The organism is Pseudomonas sp. CFBP 13711, assembly GCF_014842265.1.
Classification (GTDB): domain Bacteria; phylum Pseudomonadota; class Gammaproteobacteria; order Pseudomonadales; family Pseudomonadaceae; genus Aquipseudomonas.
In genome coordinates, this window is sequence record NZ_JACYVI010000009.1 from 228,216 (window position 1) to 244,925 (window position 16,710).

The window sequence follows — 16,710 nt, forward strand, 5'->3', positions numbered from 1 at the left end:
CTGGATATTTCTATCCGGCCCGTTTTGCTTTCTGCATCAACGACGCTGTGATCAGCCCGCCGTGAGCAGCGACTTGACCAGCTTGGCTTGTTCGTCCGCGTGGTACGAGGAACGGACCAGCGGGCCAGAGGCGACGTTCTTGAAGCCCATCTTGTAACCTTCTTCGGCGAACCAGTCGAAGACGTCCGGGTGGACGAAGCGCTGGACCGGCAAATGGTTACGCGACGGTTGCAGGTACTGACCCAGGGTCAGCATGTCGATGTTGTGCTCGCGCATGCGCTGCATGACTTCGATGACTTCTTCGTCGGTCTCGCCCAGCCCCAGCATCAGCCCGGACTTGGTCGGGACGTGAGGGACCATTTCCTTGAAGCGCTTGAGCAAGGTCAGCGACCACTGGTAATCCGAACCCGGGCGCGCAGCCTTGTACAGACGCGGCACAGTTTCCAGGTTGTGGTTGAACACGTCTGGCGGCGTCGCGGCGGTGATTTCCAGCGCGATGTCCATGCGGCCACGGTAATCCGGGACCAGGGTCTCCAGCTGCACGTTTGGTGACAGCAGGCGGATCTCGCGAATGCAGTCGGCAAAGTGCTGGGCACCGCCGTCGCGCAGGTCGTCCCGGTCAACGGAAGTGATCACGACGTACTTGAGTTTCAGGTCGGCGATGGCGACGGCCAGGTTCTTCGGCTCATCGGTGTCCAGCGCTTTCGGGCGGCCATGACCGACGTCGCAGAACGGGCAGCGACGGGTGCAGATGTCGCCCATGATCATGAAGGTCGCGGTGCCGCCGGAGAAGCACTCGCCCAGGTTCGGGCAAGACGCCTCTTCGCACACGCTGTGCAGCTTGTGCTTGCGCAGCAGCGCTTTGATGCGGTCGACTTCCGGCGAGACCGGGATGCGCACGCGAATCCAGTCCGGCTTCTTCGGCAGATCGACCGTCGGAATGATCTTCACCGGGATGCGCGCGACTTTTTCCGCGCCGCGCAGCTTCACGCCGGCCTCCACTTTCGGACGCGCCACACGCTCGGGCGTGGTCACGCTCACTGTCGGGATCAGGGTCTGTACGGCATTCTCTGTATTCACGACAGTGTCAGCTGCCTCATACGCAGTAGTCATATCAATCGATTCCGCCCGTTAGGGTCGTCTGCTCAGCGTAGTCGAGGTGTTTGACGAGCTGCGCACGCAGCCGGGCACTAACCTCGGCAAATTCAATCGGACCTGCCTGTTCGCGCAGCTGGGTCATCGCCAGCCCCGCATACCCGCAGGGATTAATCCGTTTAAAAGGGTCCAGATCCATATCGACGTTCAACGCAAGGCCGTGAAACGAACAGCCGTTGCGGATGCGCAGCCCCAGCGAGGCAATCTTGGCGCCATCGACGTAAACCCCCGGTGCATCGGGCTTGGCTGCGGCGTCTACGCCGTAACTGGCCAGCAGATCGATCAGGCTGCGCTCGATCCGGGTGACCAGCTCGCGAACGCCAAAGCCCAGACGGCGCACGTCCAGCAGCAAGTAAGCGACCAGTTGGCCGGGGCCATGATAAGTCACTTGGCCGCCACGATCGACCTGCACCACCGGGATATCCCCCGGCAGCAGCAAATGCTCGGGCTTGCCGGACTGGCCCTGGGTGAAGACGGGCGGATGCTGCACAAGCCAGACCTCGTCGGCGGTTTCGCGGTCGCGGCCGTCGGTGAAGCGTTTCATAGCCTGCCAGGTGGGCTCGTAGTCGGTCAGCCCGAGTTCACGAAAGCCCAGAACCGGCCCCATCACAGCACCATGTGCACGAAGCCGGTGGCCCGCAGTTCGCTGTTGATGTCGTACAGCTGGTCTTGGCCGGTGGCGATGATGTGCAGCTGAACGGTGGTGTATTTACCGTTGCTGCTCTGGCGCTCGGCCAGGGTTTTCATGTCGACGGTGGCGTGCTTCTCGAGGATCTCGATGACCCTGTCTTTAAAGCCCACACCTGTGTCGCCGATGATCTTGATGGGATAGTCGGCGCAGGGAAATTCGATTTTTGGCGCTTTTACTTCGGTATCTGTCATGGCAGTAACGGCCTCGTAAGCCGGAAAACGGACAGGCCCCCGGCGCGTTCGGCGACGGGGGCGTACGGAGCAACGGTCAGTTTTTGATCAATCGTTGATCAGTTGAACAGACCGTAGAAGAACAGGCGGATGCTATCCCACAGGCGGCGGAAGATACCACCTTCGTCGACGGCGTCCAGAGCGATCAGGTTGGCGCTGTGCACGACCTTGTCGTCCAGTTTGACTTCAACCTTGCCGATAACGTCGCCTTTGGCGATCGGTGCAACCAGTTGCGGGTTCATGGTCATGCTGGCAGCCAGCTTCTTCAGCTCGCCTTTTGGCATGGTCATGGTCAGGTCTTCAGCCAGGCCGGCTTTGACTTGACGCTCGATGCCTTTCCAGACCGGCGCCTGAGCCAGCTCGGTGCCCTTCTGATAGAAGGTCTGGGTTTCGAAGAAGCGGAAACCGTAGGTCAGCAGCTTTTGGGTCTCGGCAGCACGAGCTTGCTCGCTGTTGGTGCCGAACACCACCGCGATCAGACGCATGCCATCACGAACGGCCGAGGACACCATGCAGTAGCCAGCTTCTTCGGTGTGACCGGTTTTCAGACCGTCAACGGTCTTGTCACGCCACAGCAGCAGGTTGCGGTTCGGCTGTTTGATGCCGTTCCAGAAGAACTCTTTCTGCGAGTAGATCGCGTAGTGAGCCGGGTCTTCGTGGATGATCGCGCGCGCCAGCAGGGCCATGTCATGGGCCGTGGCGTAGTGATCAGGGTTCGGCAGGCCGGTCGGGTTCATGAAGTGGCTGTTGACCATGCCCAGGTCGGCAGCGGTCTTGTTCATCAGGTCGGCGAAGGCGTCTTCGCTGCCGGCGATGTGCTCGGAAAGCGCAACGCTGGCGTCGTTACCCGACTGAATGATGATGCCGTGCAGCAAGTCGCTGACGGTGACCTGGCTGCCCACCTTGATGAACATCCGCGAACCACCGGTGCGCCAGGCGTTTTCGCTGACCGTCACAGGGTCGTTTTCGCCGATCTGGCCGCGACGGATTTCCAGCGTGGCGATGTAGGCGGTCATCAGCTTGGTCAGACTGGCCGGCGGCAGGCGCTGGTCGCCATTGTTTTCGACCAGAACGTTGCCGCTGTTGGCGTCCATCAGCACATAAGCCTTGGCAGCCAGTTGCGGTGGCGATGGCGTCATCTGTTCTGCCGCAAACACGGCAGGCGCGGTGAATAGCGGGATTAGCAGGCAAAGGCGTTTTGCAAAGCTGGTGATGTTCATCCGTCTCTCGAAAATGCTAATGGGCAAACATGCCCTTGCGGGCAAAGCGGGTGCCGGGCTACCCCGGCAAACGGGCTCACATTCTACAGAACGTGCCGTGAAAAGCTGCTGACAACGACACACCCGGTCGGCACGTCGTCGGTCAGGCAGCGAAACTCGCCTCCGTTTCCGGGGCAGGTATCGCTGATAAAAGCGTTACTGGTCTGACGTGACGACGCTCGGCGAGCCGAGATTGGCCGACCTTACGCTGTTTTGCAGTTGCTGGGCTTCACCCGGCGTGTCGACCGGTCCCATCCGCACGCGATAGAGCGTCTGTTGATTGCGTGCGATCGAACTCACGAACACCGGCGCCCGGACCATCCCGCTCAATTTCGACCTCAGGAGTTCCGCAGCGTCCGGGTTGGCGAAGGCTCCCACTTGGAGAAACAGCCCAGACGCTTGTCCGGAAGCGTTTTTTTTTGCGTCGATCGGCACGGGCGTGACCGGGGCGGCATGTTGCTGCGGCGGCGGTGTCCATTGTTCGATCGTACCCGCTGATGCGGTAATCACCGGAGCGCCCGGTTGCGGCTGACGCGCCGGAGGATTGCTGCTGGCCACCTGCGGCTGATCCAGCATCAGCGGCGCCGGTTTGCCGCGCTGCGCCCAATACTGAGAAGGGTCGATGCCTTCGACTTTTACCCGTGCTGTGCCGGTCTCGGCATAACCCAGCTTTTTGGCTGCGGCGTAGGACAGGTCGATGATGCGGTCGGAATAGAACGGGCCGCGGTCGTTGACCCGCAGGATCACCGTGCGGTTGTTGTCCAGATTGGTCACGCGAACATAGCTGGGCAGCGGCAGGGTCTTGTGGGCCGCGCTCATGCCGTACAGGTCATAGACCTCGCCATTGGCGGTGTTCTGGCCATGGAATTTGGTGCCGTACCAAGACGCCGTTCCCGTCTGGGAATAGGTCTTGGAATCGCTGAGCGGGAAATAGGTCTTGCCCAGCACGGTGTACGGGTTGGCCTTATAGGGGCCGGTGTGCAGGGTCGGAATGGCGTCGGGGATGCGCGAAACGTCAACGTCCCACCAGGGCGCGCCGTCTTTGTGCGCCCTGTTGATGTCCAGCCCGGGCTGCGAACGAATGATGTTGCCCTGCTGCCGCTGCGTCGTGGTCGTCGGGCGGCTGGTCGAGCAACTGACGATCAGCAAAGTCAGCGCCGTGAAGGCCATCAGTTTCAATGGTTGTTGCATCGGCAGTGGCCGCATTACTTGACGTCCCGGGCTTGAACAAGCATTTCAGACAGCTGATGCACGGCCATGGCGTACATCACGCTGCGGTTGTACCGCGTGATTGCGTAAAAATTCTTCAGACCCATCCAGTATTCAGGGCCTTTGTCACCATCGAGGCGAAACGCCGTGACCGGCATGTCGTCGCGCAGCGCATCATGACTCGCCCAGCCCAACGCTCGCAACTCCCCAACGTTTTTCACCGGATCGATGCCGGGGCTCAAGCCCTCGTCAACGCGGTCACCGCGAACGTCCGCGCGGCTGACAACCGGCTGACCGGCCACCCAGCCGTGACGCTGAAAGTAGCTGGCCACGCTGCCGATTGCATCGTCCGGGTCGTTCCAGATATTGATGTGGCCGTCGCCGTCGAAATCCACTGCATAGGCGCGAAAGCTGCTCGGCATGAACTGGGGCAGACCCATGGCGCCGGCGTAGGAGCCCTTGAGCGTCAGCGGATCGACCTGCTGTTCGCGGGACAGGAGCAGGAATTCACGGAGCTCCTTGCGGAAGAAATCAGCGCGCTGGGGATAGTCGAACGCCAACGTCGACAATGCGTCCATCACCCGGTAATTACCGGTGTTGCGGCCGAAAAATGTCTCGACGCCGATGATCGAAACGATGACCTGAGCGGGCACGCCATACTCCTGCTCGGCGCGCGCCAGGGCGGCCTCGTGCTGACGCCAGAAGTCGACGCCCCGGGCAACGCGCGCGTCGGTGAGGAACATCGGGCGATAGTCCTTCCACGGCTTCACACGTTCGGCAGGCTTCGAAATGGCATCGAGAATCGCCTGCTTGCGCTGCACATCGCGGAATACATCAATCAGTTGCTCGCCCGCAAAACCGTAATCGCGGGTCATTTCGCTGACGAACTGGGCGACTTGAGGAGAGCCGTCATAGTCACCGGCAAGTGATTCCTGCACTGAGCCGAAGATGCCCATCAGACCGACCAGCGGCGCATATCGAGCAGCCCAGCCACGCACTACTTGCATTGAGTTCTTCACCTTAATCAAACCTGAGCGATCCACTTGCGATGCGTGTGGATCGACATCAAAACACCAAACGCTGACAGCAGCGTCACCAGCGAAGTTCCGCCGTAGCTAATGAAGGGCAACGGCACGCCTACGACCGGCAGCAGACCGCTGACCATACCGATATTGACGAAAACGTAAACAAAAAAGGTCATGGTCAGGCTGCCCGCGAGCAGCTTGCCGTAGAGCGTCTGCGCCTGGGCGGTGATCACCAGCCCGCGGCCGATCAGCAGCAGGTAGATCAGCAGCAGCGCGCAAATCCCCACCAGCCCGAATTCTTCGCCGAGCACCGCAATGATGAAGTCGGTGTGGCTTTCCGGGAGGAAGTCCAGGTGCGACTGCGTGCCCATGAGCCAGCCTTTGCCGAACACGCCGCCCGAACCGATCGCTGCCTTGGACTGAATGATGTTCCAGCCGGTGCCGAGGGGATCGCTCTCCGGGTCGAGGAAGGTCAGGATCCGCTGCTTCTGGTAATCGTGCATGAAGAAGAACCACATGCCGACCGCCACCGGTACTGCGGCCGCCACCACGCTGATAATCCAGCGCCAGCGCAAGCCGGCCATGAACAGCACGAAGGTGCCGGACGCCAGAATCAGCAGCGAGGTGCCGAGGTCCGGCTGACGCACGATCAGAATGAACGGCAGACCAATCAACCCGAGGCTCACCGCCACGTGCTTGAGGTGCGGCGGCAGCGTGCGTTTGGACAAGTACCAGGCGATGGTCGCCGGCATGATGATCTTCATGAATTCCGAGGGCTGAAAGCGAATGACCCCGGGAATGTTGATCCAACGCGTGGCGCCCATGGCGTTATGGCCCATGACGTCCACCGCCACCAGCAACAAAACCCCGATCACGTAGGCGGCGGGCACCCAGCGGGCCATGAACCTGGGTTCGAGCTGGGCGATGACAAACATCGACACCAGGCCGATGCCGAAGGAGGTCGCCTGCTTGATCAGCAGGTCCCAGCTCTTGCCGCTGGCCGAATAAAGGACAAACAGGCTGCCTGCCGCCAACGTCAGCAGCAGGATCAGCAATGGGCCGTCGACGTGAATTTTCTGCAGAAACGTGGCGCGACGGCGCATCACATCTTCGCTGGACAGGATGCGGTCGAAATTACTCTTCACGGGCCGCGGTCTCCGGAGGCTGTGCATTGCTGGCGTATTCGGGTTTGAGGTGGCCCTGTGGATCAAGCAGCCAGGCGTCCATGACCTGCCGCACCACGGGCGCGGCAACGCCCGACCCGGACTCGCCGTTTTCGATCATCACCGCAACGACAATCTTCGGGCTGTCGGCCGGCGCAAAGCCGACGAACAAGGCGTGGTCGCGGTGGCGCTCCTGGACTTTCGAGCGGTCGTATTTCTCGCCCTGCCGAATGGCCACGACCTGGGCCGTACCACTCTTGCCGGCGATGCGGTACTGCGCACCAATGGCGGCTTTGCGCGCGGTACCGCGAGCGCCGTGCATCACTTGCTGCATGCCGTGGTTGACCTTGCCCCAGTCCGACGGATCACGCAGGACAATGTCCGGCATCGGGTTCTCGTCCACCGGCTTCTGCCCTTCGACGGTTTTTGCCAAGTGCGGACGGTTCCACTTGCCCTTGTTCGCCACCAGCGCGGTGGCCTGGGCCAACTGCAACGGCGTGGCCTGCATGTAGCCCTGGCCGATCCCCAGAATGAGTGTTTCCCCCGGGAACCACGCCTGCCGCCGGGTCACGCGCTTCCAGTCACGGGACGGCATCAGGCCGGGGGATTCTTCAAACATGTCCAGCGAGACCTTCTGGCCGATGCCGAACTTGTTCAGGTACGCCGACAGCCGATCGATCCCGACCTTGTGGGCCAGATCGTAAAAGTAGGTGTCGTTGGAGCGCATGATCGCCGTGTCCAGATCCACCCAGCCATCGCCGGTGCGGTTCCAGTTACGGTATTTGTGATCGTAGTTCGGCAGCATGTAATAGCCGGGGTCGAAAACCCGTGTGCTGGCCGTGACCACGCCGGTGTCGAGACCGGCAATCGCCACCGCCGGCTTGATGGTAGAACCCGGCGGGTACAGACCCCGCAGAATACGGTTGAACAGCGGGCGGTCAACCGAATCGCGCAGCTCGGAATAGGCCTTGAAGCTGATGCCGGTGACGAACAGGTTCGGGTCGAAGCTCGGCTGACTGACCATCGCCAGTACCTCGCCGGTGTTCGGGTCCAGCGCCACCACCGCGCCGCGACGCCCGGCCAGGGCGGCTTCGGCGGCTTCCTGCAACTGGATGTCGAGGCTCAGGACGATGTCCTTGCCGGGCACCGGATCGGTCCGTTTGAGCACGCGCAGCACGCGGCCGCGGGCATTGGTTTCGACTTCTTCGTAACCGACCTGACCGTGCAGCTCGGGCTCGTAGAAACGCTCGATCCCGGTTTTGCCCATGTGGTGGGTGCCGCTGTAGTTCACGGGATCGAGGCTTTTCAGCTCTTTCTCGTTGATCCGGCCCATGTAACCCACCGAGTGGGCGAAGTGCTCGCCCTGTGGGTAGTGGCGAACCAGCTGCGCCACCACTTCAACCCCCGGCAGGCGGAACTGGTTAACGGCGATACGGGCGATCTGCTCTTCAGTGAGTTCGAACAGGATGGGCACCGGCTCAAACGGCCGGCGACCCTGCTTCATGCGCTTTTCGAAGATGATCCGGTCGTCAGGCGTCAACTCAAGGACATGGACGATGGTGTCCAGCACCTGGGTCCAGTCACCCGAGCGTTCGCGGGTCATGCTCAGGCTGAAACTGGGCCGGTTGTCGGCAATGACCACACCGTTACGGTCGTAGATCAGCCCGCGGCTCGGCGGGATCGGCTGCACGTGAACGCGATTGTTCTCGGACAGCGTCGAGTGGTACTCGTACTGGATGACCTGCAGGAAATACAGCCGCGCGACCAGCACGCAGATCAGCACGACGACCGCGACTGCGCCGACCACGACTCGGCTGCGCACCAGGCGTGCGTCCTTTTCGTGGTCTTTCAGGCGAATCGGCTGAGACATTTAGGGCAGGTTCACAGTGAAGGCAGCGGCGCTACTTGTGATAAGGGTGACCGGACAGCACGGTCCAGGCACGATAAATCTGCTCACCGATGAGAATGCGCACCAGCGGGTGCGGCAACGTCAGCGGCGACAACGACCAACGCTGCTCGGCCCGTGCACAGACTTCCGGCGCCAGCCCTTCCGGACCGCCGACCATCAGGTTGACCGTGCGCGAATCCAGACGCCAGCGATCGAGCTCGCCCGCCAGTTGCTCGGTGCTCCATGGCTTGCCATGCACTTCAAGCGTGACGATCCGCTCGCCCGGCTGCACTTTCGCCAGCATGGCCTCGCCTTCCTGACGGATGAGGCGTGCCACGTCGGCGTTCTTGCCACGGGTGTTGAGCGGGATTTCCACCAGCTCCAGCGCCAGTTCGGATGGCAGACGCTTGGCATATTCATGCCAACCCTCTTCCACCCACTTGGGCATGCGGGAACCAACGGCGATCAGACGCAAACGCACAACGAAGCCTTAGGCCTGGTCTTTGTTCAGCTTGTCAAAATGCACGTGAGCGTTTTCCGGGCTGTGGTGTGCAGCGCTGGCCGAACGGCTCTGCTCGGCACCGGCCCACAGACGCTCGAGGTCGTAAAACTGGCGAGCGGAGGCGGTCATCATGTGGACGATGGCGATGTCCAGGTCCAGCAGCACCCAGTCGCTGTCGCCCTTGCCTTCTTCGCCCAGCGGCTTGAGGCCCTGTTTTTTGACTTCTTCACGGACCTTGTCGAGCATCGCGTTGATCTGGCGATTGGAAGTACCGGTCGCGATGACCATGTAGTCGGTGATGCTTTGTTTGTCACGAACGTCCAGCACCTGGATATCCTGGGCCTTGACGTCGTCCAGGGCAGCCCTGATCACTTCGATGATTGGGTTTACAGCGCGTTTGTCAGTCATAAAAAACTCTTTCAACTCGTATGTTTGGGCGTTTCTTCGCGCACTTGGCTGCGTAGCAACACACCTTCAGTTCGACGCACGGTACAGCCCGTGCGTATCGATATAGGCCAGTACCGCGTCTGGCACCAGAAAACGTACCGACTTACCGCTGGCCAGCAGTTGACGGATCTGGGTGGCAGACACCGAAAGCGGCGTCTGCCAGACGAACGTAATCTTTCCGCCGGGCCCTTTGAGGGCCTTCGGATCACTGACGGCACGTCCCGCGAGCAGATTTCGCATCGCATCCGGGGACTCGCTGTCGGCGTCCGGGCGTTGCAGCACCACGATATGGCAGTGCTCCAGCAACTCTTCCCACCGATGCCAGGAAGGCAGCCCGCAAAAGGCGTCCCAACCCAGCAATAAAAATAGCTGGTCATCGGCGGCGAGTTCCGCGCGCATCGATTCCAGCGTGTCGATCGTGTACGACGGCTTGTCGCGCAACAGCTCGCGATCATCCACCGTCAATGGCGGCACACCGGCCACCGCGCACTGGACCATCGCCAGACGGTCCTGGGCCGAAACGCTCGGCGTGTCGCGATGAGGCGGTCGGGCACTGGGCGTCAGACGCAGCTCATCGAGTTTCAGCAGCTCGGCGACTTCCAGCGCGCCACGCAAATGGCCAATGTGCACCGGGTCGAACGTGCCGCCGAGTATGCCGATGCGCTGGGGCATCCGTGCAGTGTTCAGCGGAACCGCAATCGGATCGGCCACTGCCTGGGCGCCGCTCACTGAAGCCTGACCGACGTCGGCCAAGTCAGACCGGCCCCTGCCCGCGCAATTGTGTGCCATCGCCGACGACGATGTATTTCTCGCAGGTCAGGCCTTCGAGCCCCACGGGACCCCGCGCGTGAATCTTGTCGGTGGAGATGCCGATTTCCGCACCCAGGCCGTATTCGAAACCGTCGGCAAAGCTGGTGGGCGCGTTGACCATCACTGAACTCGAGTCGACTTCAGCCATAAAGCGGCGAGTCTGGGCTTGCGAGTCGGAGATGATGGCGTCGCTGTGATGCGAGCCGTAGTGATTGATGTGTTCGATGGCCTGATCCAGACCGGTCACGACGCGGATCGAGAGGATCGGCGCCAGGTACTCGGTGTGCCAGTCTTCTTCAGTAGCCGGCAAAACGTCGATCAGGTCGCGGGTGCGCTCGCAGCCGCGCAGCTCGACGCCTTTTTCGCGGAACTGGGCGGCCATGGGCGGCAGGAAGTCTGCGGCGATGGTTTGATCGACCAGCAGGGTTTCCATCGCGCCGCAGATGCCATACCGGTAGGTCTTGGCGTTGAAGCTGATGCGTTGGGCGGCGGCCAGGTCGGCGTGGGCACTGACGTAGACGTGGCAGATGCCGTCCAGGTGTTTGATGACCGGGACTTTGGCGTCGCGGCTGACGCGTTCGATCAGGCCTTTGCCGCCGCGCGGGACGATGACGTCCACGTACTCGGGCATGGTGATCAACGCACCCACGGCGGCGCGGTCGGTGGTTTCGACAACCTGTACGACGGCGGCAGGCAAGCCGGCTTCGTCGAGGCCACGCTGGATGCAGGCGGCGATGGCGCGGTTGGAATTGATGGCTTCGGAACCGCCACGGAGGATGGTGGCGTTACCGGATTTGAGACAGAGGCTGGCGGCGTCGATGGTTACGTTGGGGCGCGACTCGTAGATGATGCCGACGACGCCCAGTGGCACGCGCATTTTGCCGACTTGTATGCCGGACGGCTGGAAGTTCATGTCGCGCAGGGTGCCGATGGGGTCTGGCAAGCTGGCGACCTGACGCAGGCCGGCGATCATGCTGTCGATGCGGGCCGGGGTCAGGGAGAGGCGTTCGAGCAGAGCGGGTTCGAGTCCATTGGCGCGGCCGGCAGCGAGGTCTTGTTCGTTGGCGGCGGTCAGCTCGGCACGGGAAGCGTCCAGCGCGGCAGCGGTGGCTGCGAGGGCGCGGTTCTTCTGTGCGGTGCTGGCACGGCCGATCACGCGGGAGGCTTCGCGGGCGGCGCGACCCAGGCGGGTCATGTAGTCAAGAACGGACTTAGTCATGGTCTCGGGGGTCTTGGCAAATGGGAAAGCGGCGGATTATAGCTGTCGGGCGTGCTGAACGACAGCGGCGACGGGCGGATGGTCAGAATAAGGGGGTTTTGTTGTTCTCAATGCGGGGGTTTGGTTGCTCCTTCGTCGCAATACCCTCACTCCGTTCCCGCTGCGTGGGCCCTGCGCTCAGCCTGCACCCAAGTCGCGTTTGGCGGTGTCTGGAATTTTTGCGTACGAAGATCAAGATCAAAAGCGCGTTTGGGCAGATCAAGGGCTTCCCGGCTAAAGCCGGTCCCACTATGTGAACACGGTGCTTTAGTGGGACCGGCTTCAGCCGGGAAGGCGCCCGTGTGGGCAATGGGATTTTTGATCTGCTCCCCGGTGCGTGCCTAGCCATTCAGCTCCAATTAAGGCCGATGTTGATATGATCGCGGTCCATTCTCTGACTGCCGTTGTTTATGCCTGACCAATCGCCACGCGCCCTGCCGGACAGTTTCTTTCATCGCGATGCTCAGACGCTTGCCCGGGATTTGCTGGGCAAGGTGATCCGCCACAAGGTCGACGGGTTGTGGTTGTCGGCGCGGATTATTGAGACGGAGGCGTATTACGTGGCCGAGAAAGGCAGTCATGCGTCCCTCGGTTACACAGAAAAACGTAAGGCTTTGTTTCTGGAAGGCGGGCACATTTATATGTATTACGCCCGTGGCGGTGACTCGTTGAACTTCAGCGCGGAAGGTCCGGGCAATGCCGTGTTGATCAAATCGGCTTATCCCTGGGTCGACGCGGTGTCCGATGAGAACGCCCTCGCCCGCATGCTGCTCAATAATCCCGACGCCAGCGGCAACGTGCGCACGCCAGAGCGGCTGTGCGCCGGGCAGACGCTGCTGTGCAAAGCGCTGGGCCTGAAAGTGCCGATGTGGGACGCCCAGCGCTTCGATGAAGAACGGCTTTTCGTCGAGGACGTGGGCCAGCGACCGCCGCGCATTATCCAAACGACACGCCTCGGCATCCCCGCCGGACGCGACGAGCACCTGATGTACCGGTTCGTTGACGCCGCCTATGCCCGCTTCTGCACACGGAACCCGGTCAGACGCGGGCAAGTCGAAGGACGCGACTATATTTTCATCGAGCAAGGAAACTGAACCCATGGGCGCGTGGCTCGACAGCATCACCTCCTGGCTAAGCGCCAACCCCTCCTGGCTCGGCGCGGCGATTTTCATCGTTGCGTTCATCGAGTGCCTGGCGATTGCCGGCATCGTCGTCCCCGGGACCGTTGTGCTGTTCGCGATCGCCGCACTGGCCGGCAGCGGCATACTCCCGTTGAGTGAAGCGCTGTTGCTGGGGTTCCTCGGCGGGATATTGGGCGATCTGGTCTCGTACTTCCTCGGCCGGCGCTTTCATCAGAAGATTCGTCAATTGCCCGGCCTGCGCAATCATCCGGAATGGATCGGCGGCGCCGAGACCTACTTCCAGCGCTACGGCATCGCCAGCCTGCTGGTCGGCCGCTTCATCGGCCCGCTGCGCCCGATGCTGCCGATGGTGGCCGGGATGTGCGACATGCCGTTCGTGCGCTTTGCCGGTGTGAGCTTGATTGCCGCTGCCGGCTGGTCTGTGGCCTACATACTGCCGGGCTGGGCGACCGGTGCGGCCATCCGCCTGCCGCTGCCGGAAAACTTCTGGCCCCAGGCTGCCGTGGTGGGCGGCGGGCTGGCGCTTCTGCTGGGCATCAGCGTGCAGAGCAGCCTTCGGCAAAAGCCCTACGCGACCAAGGTCATCGCCCTGACCTGCTTCGTGCTGCTGGGAAGTGTTTTTCTGGGCTGGCCATACCTGGCCGATTTCGATCAGGGCATCATGACCGTGGTCCAGGCCAGTCGGAGCGCTGCGGCCGAAAACTTCGTGGTGATGGTGACGGGCCTGGGGGATTTCCGCACTCAGTTCTGCGCCGCCGCCCTGCTGACGATCCTGCTGGTCGTCACGCGGCAATGGCGCCATGCGATCTTCGCGGTCGGCACCACCCTGGGCGCGGCGCTGATCAACCAGAGCATGAAATACACCTTCGCCCGCGCCCGGCCTGACGTACTGACGGAGGCCCTGGGGACCTACAGCATGCCGAGCGGACATGCATCGGCCTCGTTTGCGCTGTTCATGACGCTGGCGGTGCTTGCCGGTCGCGGTCAGCCGGTGCGGCTGCGCCTGACGTGGCTGCTATTGGGCGGCATTCCGGCGCTGGCGATCGCAATGTCACGGGTCTATCTGGGTGTGCATTGGCCAACGGATGTCACGGCGGGGATGCTGCTGGCGTTTTTCACCTGCGCGGCGAGCCTTGCGTTCGTGCAGAACAAAAAGCCGTTGGAGGCCCTGCCGATTAAAGTCTGGTGGCTGGTGCTACCGGCAATGGTGGCGCTTTTCGGCGGGTTCGGCCTGCACTCGTTCCCCCACGGTTTGATCCGCTACCAGTACTGAAACAGCTCAGGCGCGGCCTGCCGGAAGAACGATCCGGTCCGCGCCGCGCAAAACAACAGCATTCAGGCCTGCATGTCGCCCTGCATTTCGTCGAGCAGGTCCTGAATCGCATCGAGCCGTTGTTCGGCGTCTTCGATTTCCAGCAGCTCGATCTTGTCTTCTTCGGCGAAGGGCAGCAGGTAGGCCAGTTGATTGGCCAATGAATGCTGACCGCTGGCGGTGAGGCCCATGTTCAGCGCGGCCACCATCGGGTGCTCGGCCAGCGCGGCGAGTAACGCGACCAAATCGTCGTCCTCCTCTTGCAGCGGCTGTTCCTCGGGATCGTCGAGCCATTCGACCTCGCCGATCAGCAGGTTGTCGCGCTGGGTGCTGTAGTCCTTCACCCGAAAGCGTCGAGCACCCACTACCCGAATGCCGAGCAGGCCGTTGTCCTGCTTCTGGAAATCGGTGACCCGCGCTTCGCAGCCGATCATCGAGAAACCGTCCGGCACGTCGCCCGTCTCACTGCCTTCAGTGATGCAAACGACGCCAAAGCCTTCGCCCTGCTTCATGCAGCGGCTAATCATGTCGAGGTAGCGCGCCTCGAATAGCTGCAGATCGAGCACGCACCCCGGGAACAGCACGGCGTTCAGTGGAAACAGCGGCAGCGTAAACAACGGCAACGACATAAACCTATCCTCAAGCAACCAGAGACACCGCCAACGGCAGGAACAAGGCCGTGGCGACACCCATCAGACTCATCGCCAACGCCGCGAAGGCGCCGCATTCCTCACTTTCCTGCAGGGCCGCCGACGTACCCACCGCGTGGGCCGTCAGCCCAAGGGCCATGCCGCGGGCTTCCGGGCTGGTGACCCGCGCCAGCGTCAGCAGGCCGGGGCCGAATATGCCGCCGATCACCCCGGTTATCAACACAAAGACTGCGGCCAGCGCCGCCACACCGCCAATCTGCTCGGCGACCAGCATGGCGATCGGCGAGGTCACGGACTTGGGCGCCATGGTCATCAGGATCATGTGATCGGCGCCGAGCATCCAGCCCAGCCCGACGCACAGCCCGGTGGCCAGGACGCCGCCCACCACCAGCGTAGTCAATACCGGCCAGAACAGCTGCCGGATGCGCCGCAGGTTCAGATAAAGCGGCACGGCCAGCGCAACCGTTGCCGGGCCAAGCAAAATGCTGAGGATTTCGGTGCTTTTGCGGTACTCAACGTAGGACAGCCCGCAGCTCACCAGTACGCCTATCACCACCAGCATCGAAATCAGCACCGGTTGCAAAAACACCCAGCGGGTTTTCTCGTAGCCAGCCAGCACCAGTTGATACGCGCCCAGCGTGATGGCGATACCGAACAAGGGGTGATGAATCACCGACAGCCAGGCGCCGTGCCAGTCCAAACTCATGATGGCTCCCGGCGATTGGCCTGACGGTCGATGAGTTTCTGCATCAGCCAGCCGGCGAAGGTCAGCGACACCATCAGGGAAATCACCAGCGAGCCGACGATCGCCCAGAAGTCCTCGGCGATCTGGTCGGCATACACCATCACACCCACGGCGGGCGGCACCAGCAGCAGCGGCAGGTATCGCAGCAGACTGCTGGCCGCCAGGCTGATGGGTTCACTGACTTCGCCGCGGGTCATGAGGTAGATCATCAGCAGCACCAGCCCGATGATCGGGCCGGGCAGGATCGACAGAAACAGGTGATTGAGCGCGGTTCCGATCAGTTGGAACAGCACAAGCCAGGTCAGGCCTCTTAGCAACATAGAAAACTCCAGCAGATTCGCGGCGACATTATAGGCATGCCACCCGCGCTGCCTATGGGGCGGTATTCACCAGTTGAGACCACGTTGACCCGCGCAGTGGCGCGTGCTGATCTTCAATGCCAAGCAATAACAGCGCCGGCGTCACCTCGTCGACTGCGGTTCAAACTGTAGGAGTGAGCTTGCTCGCGATCTGACGCGAAGCGGCAGCAAACCTGCGAGCGCGTTGTGTCAGGGGGCCTGCCCGTGAAGATCCAGCGCAAAAACAATCACCCACTAGGAGAGTAGCGATGCCCCACGTACCCGTTGCAGAACTCAAGAGCTATGAAGGCAAGGACCTGGGATGCTCCGAGTGGCTGACCATTGATCAGGGACGCATCAATCTGTTCGCCGAAGCCACCGGCGACTTCCAGTTCATCCACGTCGATCCGGTAAAAGCAGCGCAAAACCCGTTCGGTTCGACCATCGCCCATGGCTTTCTGTCGCTGTCGCTGATGCCCAAGCTGATGGAGTCCTTGATGGTCGTGCCCGAAGGCATGCAGATGGCGATCAACTATGGCCTGGACAGCGTGCGCTTCATTCAGCCGGTGAAAGTGAACTCGCGCGTTCGTCTAAAAGTCACGCTGGCGGAGGTGACCGAAAAGAAGCCCGGCCAATGGTTGCTCAAAGCCTCCGCGGCCCTTGAAATCGAAGGCCTGGACAAGCCTGCGTTCGTGGCGGAACCGCTTTCGCTGTGCTTCGTGTAAGCCCCGCCGCCTCTCCATAACGCCTGCGCAAACCTTCCTGAAACATGAAACAGTCGTAACAGACTGTTTCATGAGCGTTCCTCGCTGCGGCATACTCGCTGCGGCTGTGTGAGCGACTCGATACACGTACGCGATCAGATCACGCCGAAACATCTTATTTT

Annotated in this window: 18 protein-coding genes; 3 read left to right on the top strand and 15 right to left on the bottom strand. The window is 61.7% G+C overall.

All coding sequences use genetic code 11. The annotated features are described in order from the left end of the window. Nucleotides 1-51 precede the first annotated feature (51 nt). The 12 genes from lipA to IFT47_RS18045 all read right to left on the bottom strand — a co-directional run bounded on the left by lipA (nucleotide 52) and on the right by IFT47_RS18045 (nucleotide 11,598). Nucleotides 52-1,113 (bottom strand): lipoyl synthase, encoded by a 1,062-nt coding sequence (gene lipA / locus IFT47_RS17990; protein ID WP_244655991.1) that lies wholly within the window; start codon nucleotides 1,111-1,113, stop codon nucleotides 52-54. Between the two features lies 1 nt (nucleotide 1,114). Next, a complete protein-coding gene (gene lipB, locus IFT47_RS17995) occupies nucleotides 1,115-1,762 on the bottom strand; it encodes a lipoyl(octanoyl) transferase LipB (protein ID WP_192173758.1) in 648 nt (215 codons plus the stop codon). Continuing rightward, complete coding sequence (locus IFT47_RS18000) at nucleotides 1,762-2,037, bottom strand: DUF493 domain-containing protein (protein WP_074892711.1); 276 nt, start codon at nucleotides 2,035-2,037, stop codon at nucleotides 1,762-1,764. Before IFT47_RS18000 ends, lipB begins: the two co-directional genes overlap by 1 nt. 98 nt (nucleotides 2,038-2,135) lie before the next feature. Further along, nucleotides 2,136-3,296, bottom strand: coding sequence for a D-alanyl-D-alanine carboxypeptidase family protein (locus tag IFT47_RS18005; RefSeq protein ID WP_192173759.1), 1,161 nt, complete (start codon nucleotides 3,294-3,296; stop codon nucleotides 2,136-2,138). 195 nt (nucleotides 3,297-3,491) lie between these two features. Next, the gene (locus IFT47_RS18010; protein ID WP_192173760.1) at nucleotides 3,492-4,541 is read right to left on the bottom strand and encodes a septal ring lytic transglycosylase RlpA family protein; all 1,050 of its coding nucleotides are present in this window, start codon (nucleotides 4,539-4,541) and stop codon (nucleotides 3,492-3,494) included. Beyond that, nucleotides 4,541-5,551 carry a lytic murein transglycosylase B gene (gene mltB / locus IFT47_RS18015; RefSeq protein WP_192173761.1) on the bottom strand — a complete coding sequence of 337 codons (1,011 nt, stop codon included), beginning with the start codon at nucleotides 5,549-5,551 and terminating at the stop codon, nucleotides 4,541-4,543. The genes IFT47_RS18010 and mltB overlap by 1 nt, the downstream gene beginning before the upstream one ends. A gap of 17 nt (nucleotides 5,552-5,568) precedes the next feature. After that, complete coding sequence (gene rodA / locus IFT47_RS18020; protein WP_163022102.1) at nucleotides 5,569-6,672, bottom strand: rod shape-determining protein RodA; 1,104 nt, start codon at nucleotides 6,670-6,672, stop codon at nucleotides 5,569-5,571. A 31-nt stretch (nucleotides 6,673-6,703) separates the two neighbouring features. Further along, nucleotides 6,704-8,602: a penicillin-binding protein 2 gene (gene mrdA / locus IFT47_RS18025; protein WP_192173762.1), complete on the bottom strand. Its 1,899-nt coding sequence runs from the start codon at nucleotides 8,600-8,602 to the stop codon at nucleotides 6,704-6,706. A 31-nt stretch (nucleotides 8,603-8,633) separates the two neighbouring features. Beyond that, the gene (rlmH, locus tag IFT47_RS18030) at nucleotides 8,634-9,101 is read right to left on the bottom strand and encodes a 23S rRNA (pseudouridine(1915)-N(3))-methyltransferase RlmH (protein WP_037017961.1); all 468 of its coding nucleotides are present in this window, start codon (nucleotides 9,099-9,101) and stop codon (nucleotides 8,634-8,636) included. 9 nt (nucleotides 9,102-9,110) lie between these two features. Then, nucleotides 9,111-9,530 carry a ribosome silencing factor gene (rsfS, locus tag IFT47_RS18035; protein WP_192173763.1) on the bottom strand — a complete coding sequence of 140 codons (420 nt, stop codon included), beginning with the start codon at nucleotides 9,528-9,530 and terminating at the stop codon, nucleotides 9,111-9,113. A gap of 66 nt (nucleotides 9,531-9,596) precedes the next feature. Continuing rightward, entirely contained in the window at nucleotides 9,597-10,241 is a 645-nt protein-coding gene (gene nadD, locus IFT47_RS18040) for a nicotinate-nucleotide adenylyltransferase (protein WP_108121747.1), read from the bottom strand. An 82-nt stretch (nucleotides 10,242-10,323) separates the two neighbouring features. After that, the gene (locus IFT47_RS18045) at nucleotides 10,324-11,598 is read right to left on the bottom strand and encodes a glutamate-5-semialdehyde dehydrogenase (protein ID WP_192173764.1); all 1,275 of its coding nucleotides are present in this window, start codon (nucleotides 11,596-11,598) and stop codon (nucleotides 10,324-10,326) included. Nucleotides 11,599-12,047: 449 nt separating this feature from the next. Here IFT47_RS18045 and IFT47_RS18050 point away from each other — a divergent pair, with 449 nt between their 5' ends. Both IFT47_RS18050 and IFT47_RS18055 read left to right on the top strand, forming a co-directional pair. Further along, nucleotides 12,048-12,731 carry a DNA-3-methyladenine glycosylase gene (locus IFT47_RS18050; RefSeq protein WP_192173765.1) on the top strand — a complete coding sequence of 228 codons (684 nt, stop codon included), beginning with the start codon at nucleotides 12,048-12,050 and terminating at the stop codon, nucleotides 12,729-12,731. 4 nt (nucleotides 12,732-12,735) lie between these two features. Continuing rightward, complete coding sequence (locus IFT47_RS18055) at nucleotides 12,736-14,052, top strand: bifunctional DedA family/phosphatase PAP2 family protein (RefSeq protein ID WP_192173766.1); 1,317 nt, start codon at nucleotides 12,736-12,738, stop codon at nucleotides 14,050-14,052. Nucleotides 14,053-14,114: 62 nt separating this feature from the next. Here IFT47_RS18055 and IFT47_RS18060 read toward each other — a convergent pair whose 3' ends face one another. The 3 genes from IFT47_RS18060 to IFT47_RS18070 are packed head-to-tail and all read right to left on the bottom strand — an operon-like array spanning nucleotide 14,115 to nucleotide 15,806. After that, nucleotides 14,115-14,720 carry an LON peptidase substrate-binding domain-containing protein gene (locus IFT47_RS18060; RefSeq protein ID WP_192173767.1) on the bottom strand — a complete coding sequence of 202 codons (606 nt, stop codon included), beginning with the start codon at nucleotides 14,718-14,720 and terminating at the stop codon, nucleotides 14,115-14,117. 10 nt (nucleotides 14,721-14,730) lie between these two features. Next, complete coding sequence (locus tag IFT47_RS18065) at nucleotides 14,731-15,441, bottom strand: LrgB family protein (RefSeq protein ID WP_192133651.1); 711 nt, start codon at nucleotides 15,439-15,441, stop codon at nucleotides 14,731-14,733. Nucleotides 15,442-15,443: 2 nt separating this feature from the next. Further along, nucleotides 15,444-15,806 carry a CidA/LrgA family protein gene (locus IFT47_RS18070; RefSeq protein ID WP_065988384.1) on the bottom strand — a complete coding sequence of 121 codons (363 nt, stop codon included), beginning with the start codon at nucleotides 15,804-15,806 and terminating at the stop codon, nucleotides 15,444-15,446. Between the two features lie 287 nt (nucleotides 15,807-16,093). Here IFT47_RS18070 and IFT47_RS18075 point away from each other — a divergent pair, with 287 nt between their 5' ends. Next, nucleotides 16,094-16,549: a MaoC family dehydratase gene (locus IFT47_RS18075; protein WP_192173768.1), complete on the top strand. Its 456-nt coding sequence runs from the start codon at nucleotides 16,094-16,096 to the stop codon at nucleotides 16,547-16,549. The last annotated feature ends 161 nt before the right edge of the window (nucleotides 16,550-16,710 follow it).

Coding starts and splice junctions, on each gene's coding strand:
- IFT47_RS18000 (WP_074892711.1), bottom strand. CDS start 2,037: ATGACAGATACCGAAGTAAAAGCGCCAAAAATCGAATTTCCCTGCGCC.
- rsfS (WP_192173763.1), bottom strand. CDS start 9,530: ATGACTGACAAACGCGCTGTAAACCCAATCATCGAAGTGATCAGGGCT.
- IFT47_RS18045 (WP_192173764.1), bottom strand. CDS start 11,598: ATGACTAAGTCCGTTCTTGACTACATGACCCGCCTGGGTCGCGCCGCC.
- nadD (WP_108121747.1), bottom strand. CDS start 10,241: ATGCCCCAGCGCATCGGCATACTCGGCGGCACGTTCGACCCGGTGCAC.
- mltB (WP_192173761.1), bottom strand. CDS start 5,551: ATGCAAGTAGTGCGTGGCTGGGCTGCTCGATATGCGCCGCTGGTCGGT.
- rodA (WP_163022102.1), bottom strand. CDS start 6,672: ATGCGCCGTCGCGCCACGTTTCTGCAGAAAATTCACGTCGACGGCCCA.
- mrdA (WP_192173762.1), bottom strand. CDS start 8,602: ATGTCTCAGCCGATTCGCCTGAAAGACCACGAAAAGGACGCACGCCTG.
- IFT47_RS18005 (WP_192173759.1), bottom strand. CDS start 3,296: ATGAACATCACCAGCTTTGCAAAACGCCTTTGCCTGCTAATCCCGCTA.
- IFT47_RS18060 (WP_192173767.1), bottom strand. CDS start 14,720: ATGTCGTTGCCGTTGTTTACGCTGCCGCTGTTTCCACTGAACGCCGTG.
- lipB (WP_192173758.1), bottom strand. CDS start 1,762: ATGGGGCCGGTTCTGGGCTTTCGTGAACTCGGGCTGACCGACTACGAG.
- IFT47_RS18050 (WP_192173765.1), top strand. CDS start 12,048: ATGCCTGACCAATCGCCACGCGCCCTGCCGGACAGTTTCTTTCATCGC.
- IFT47_RS18070 (WP_065988384.1), bottom strand. CDS start 15,806: ATGTTGCTAAGAGGCCTGACCTGGCTTGTGCTGTTCCAACTGATCGGA.
- IFT47_RS18075 (WP_192173768.1), top strand. CDS start 16,094: ATGCCCCACGTACCCGTTGCAGAACTCAAGAGCTATGAAGGCAAGGAC.
- lipA (WP_244655991.1), bottom strand. CDS start 1,113: ATGACTACTGCGTATGAGGCAGCTGACACTGTCGTGAATACAGAGAAT.
- IFT47_RS18055 (WP_192173766.1), top strand. CDS start 12,736: ATGGGCGCGTGGCTCGACAGCATCACCTCCTGGCTAAGCGCCAACCCC.
- IFT47_RS18010 (WP_192173760.1), bottom strand. CDS start 4,541: ATGCGGCCACTGCCGATGCAACAACCATTGAAACTGATGGCCTTCACG.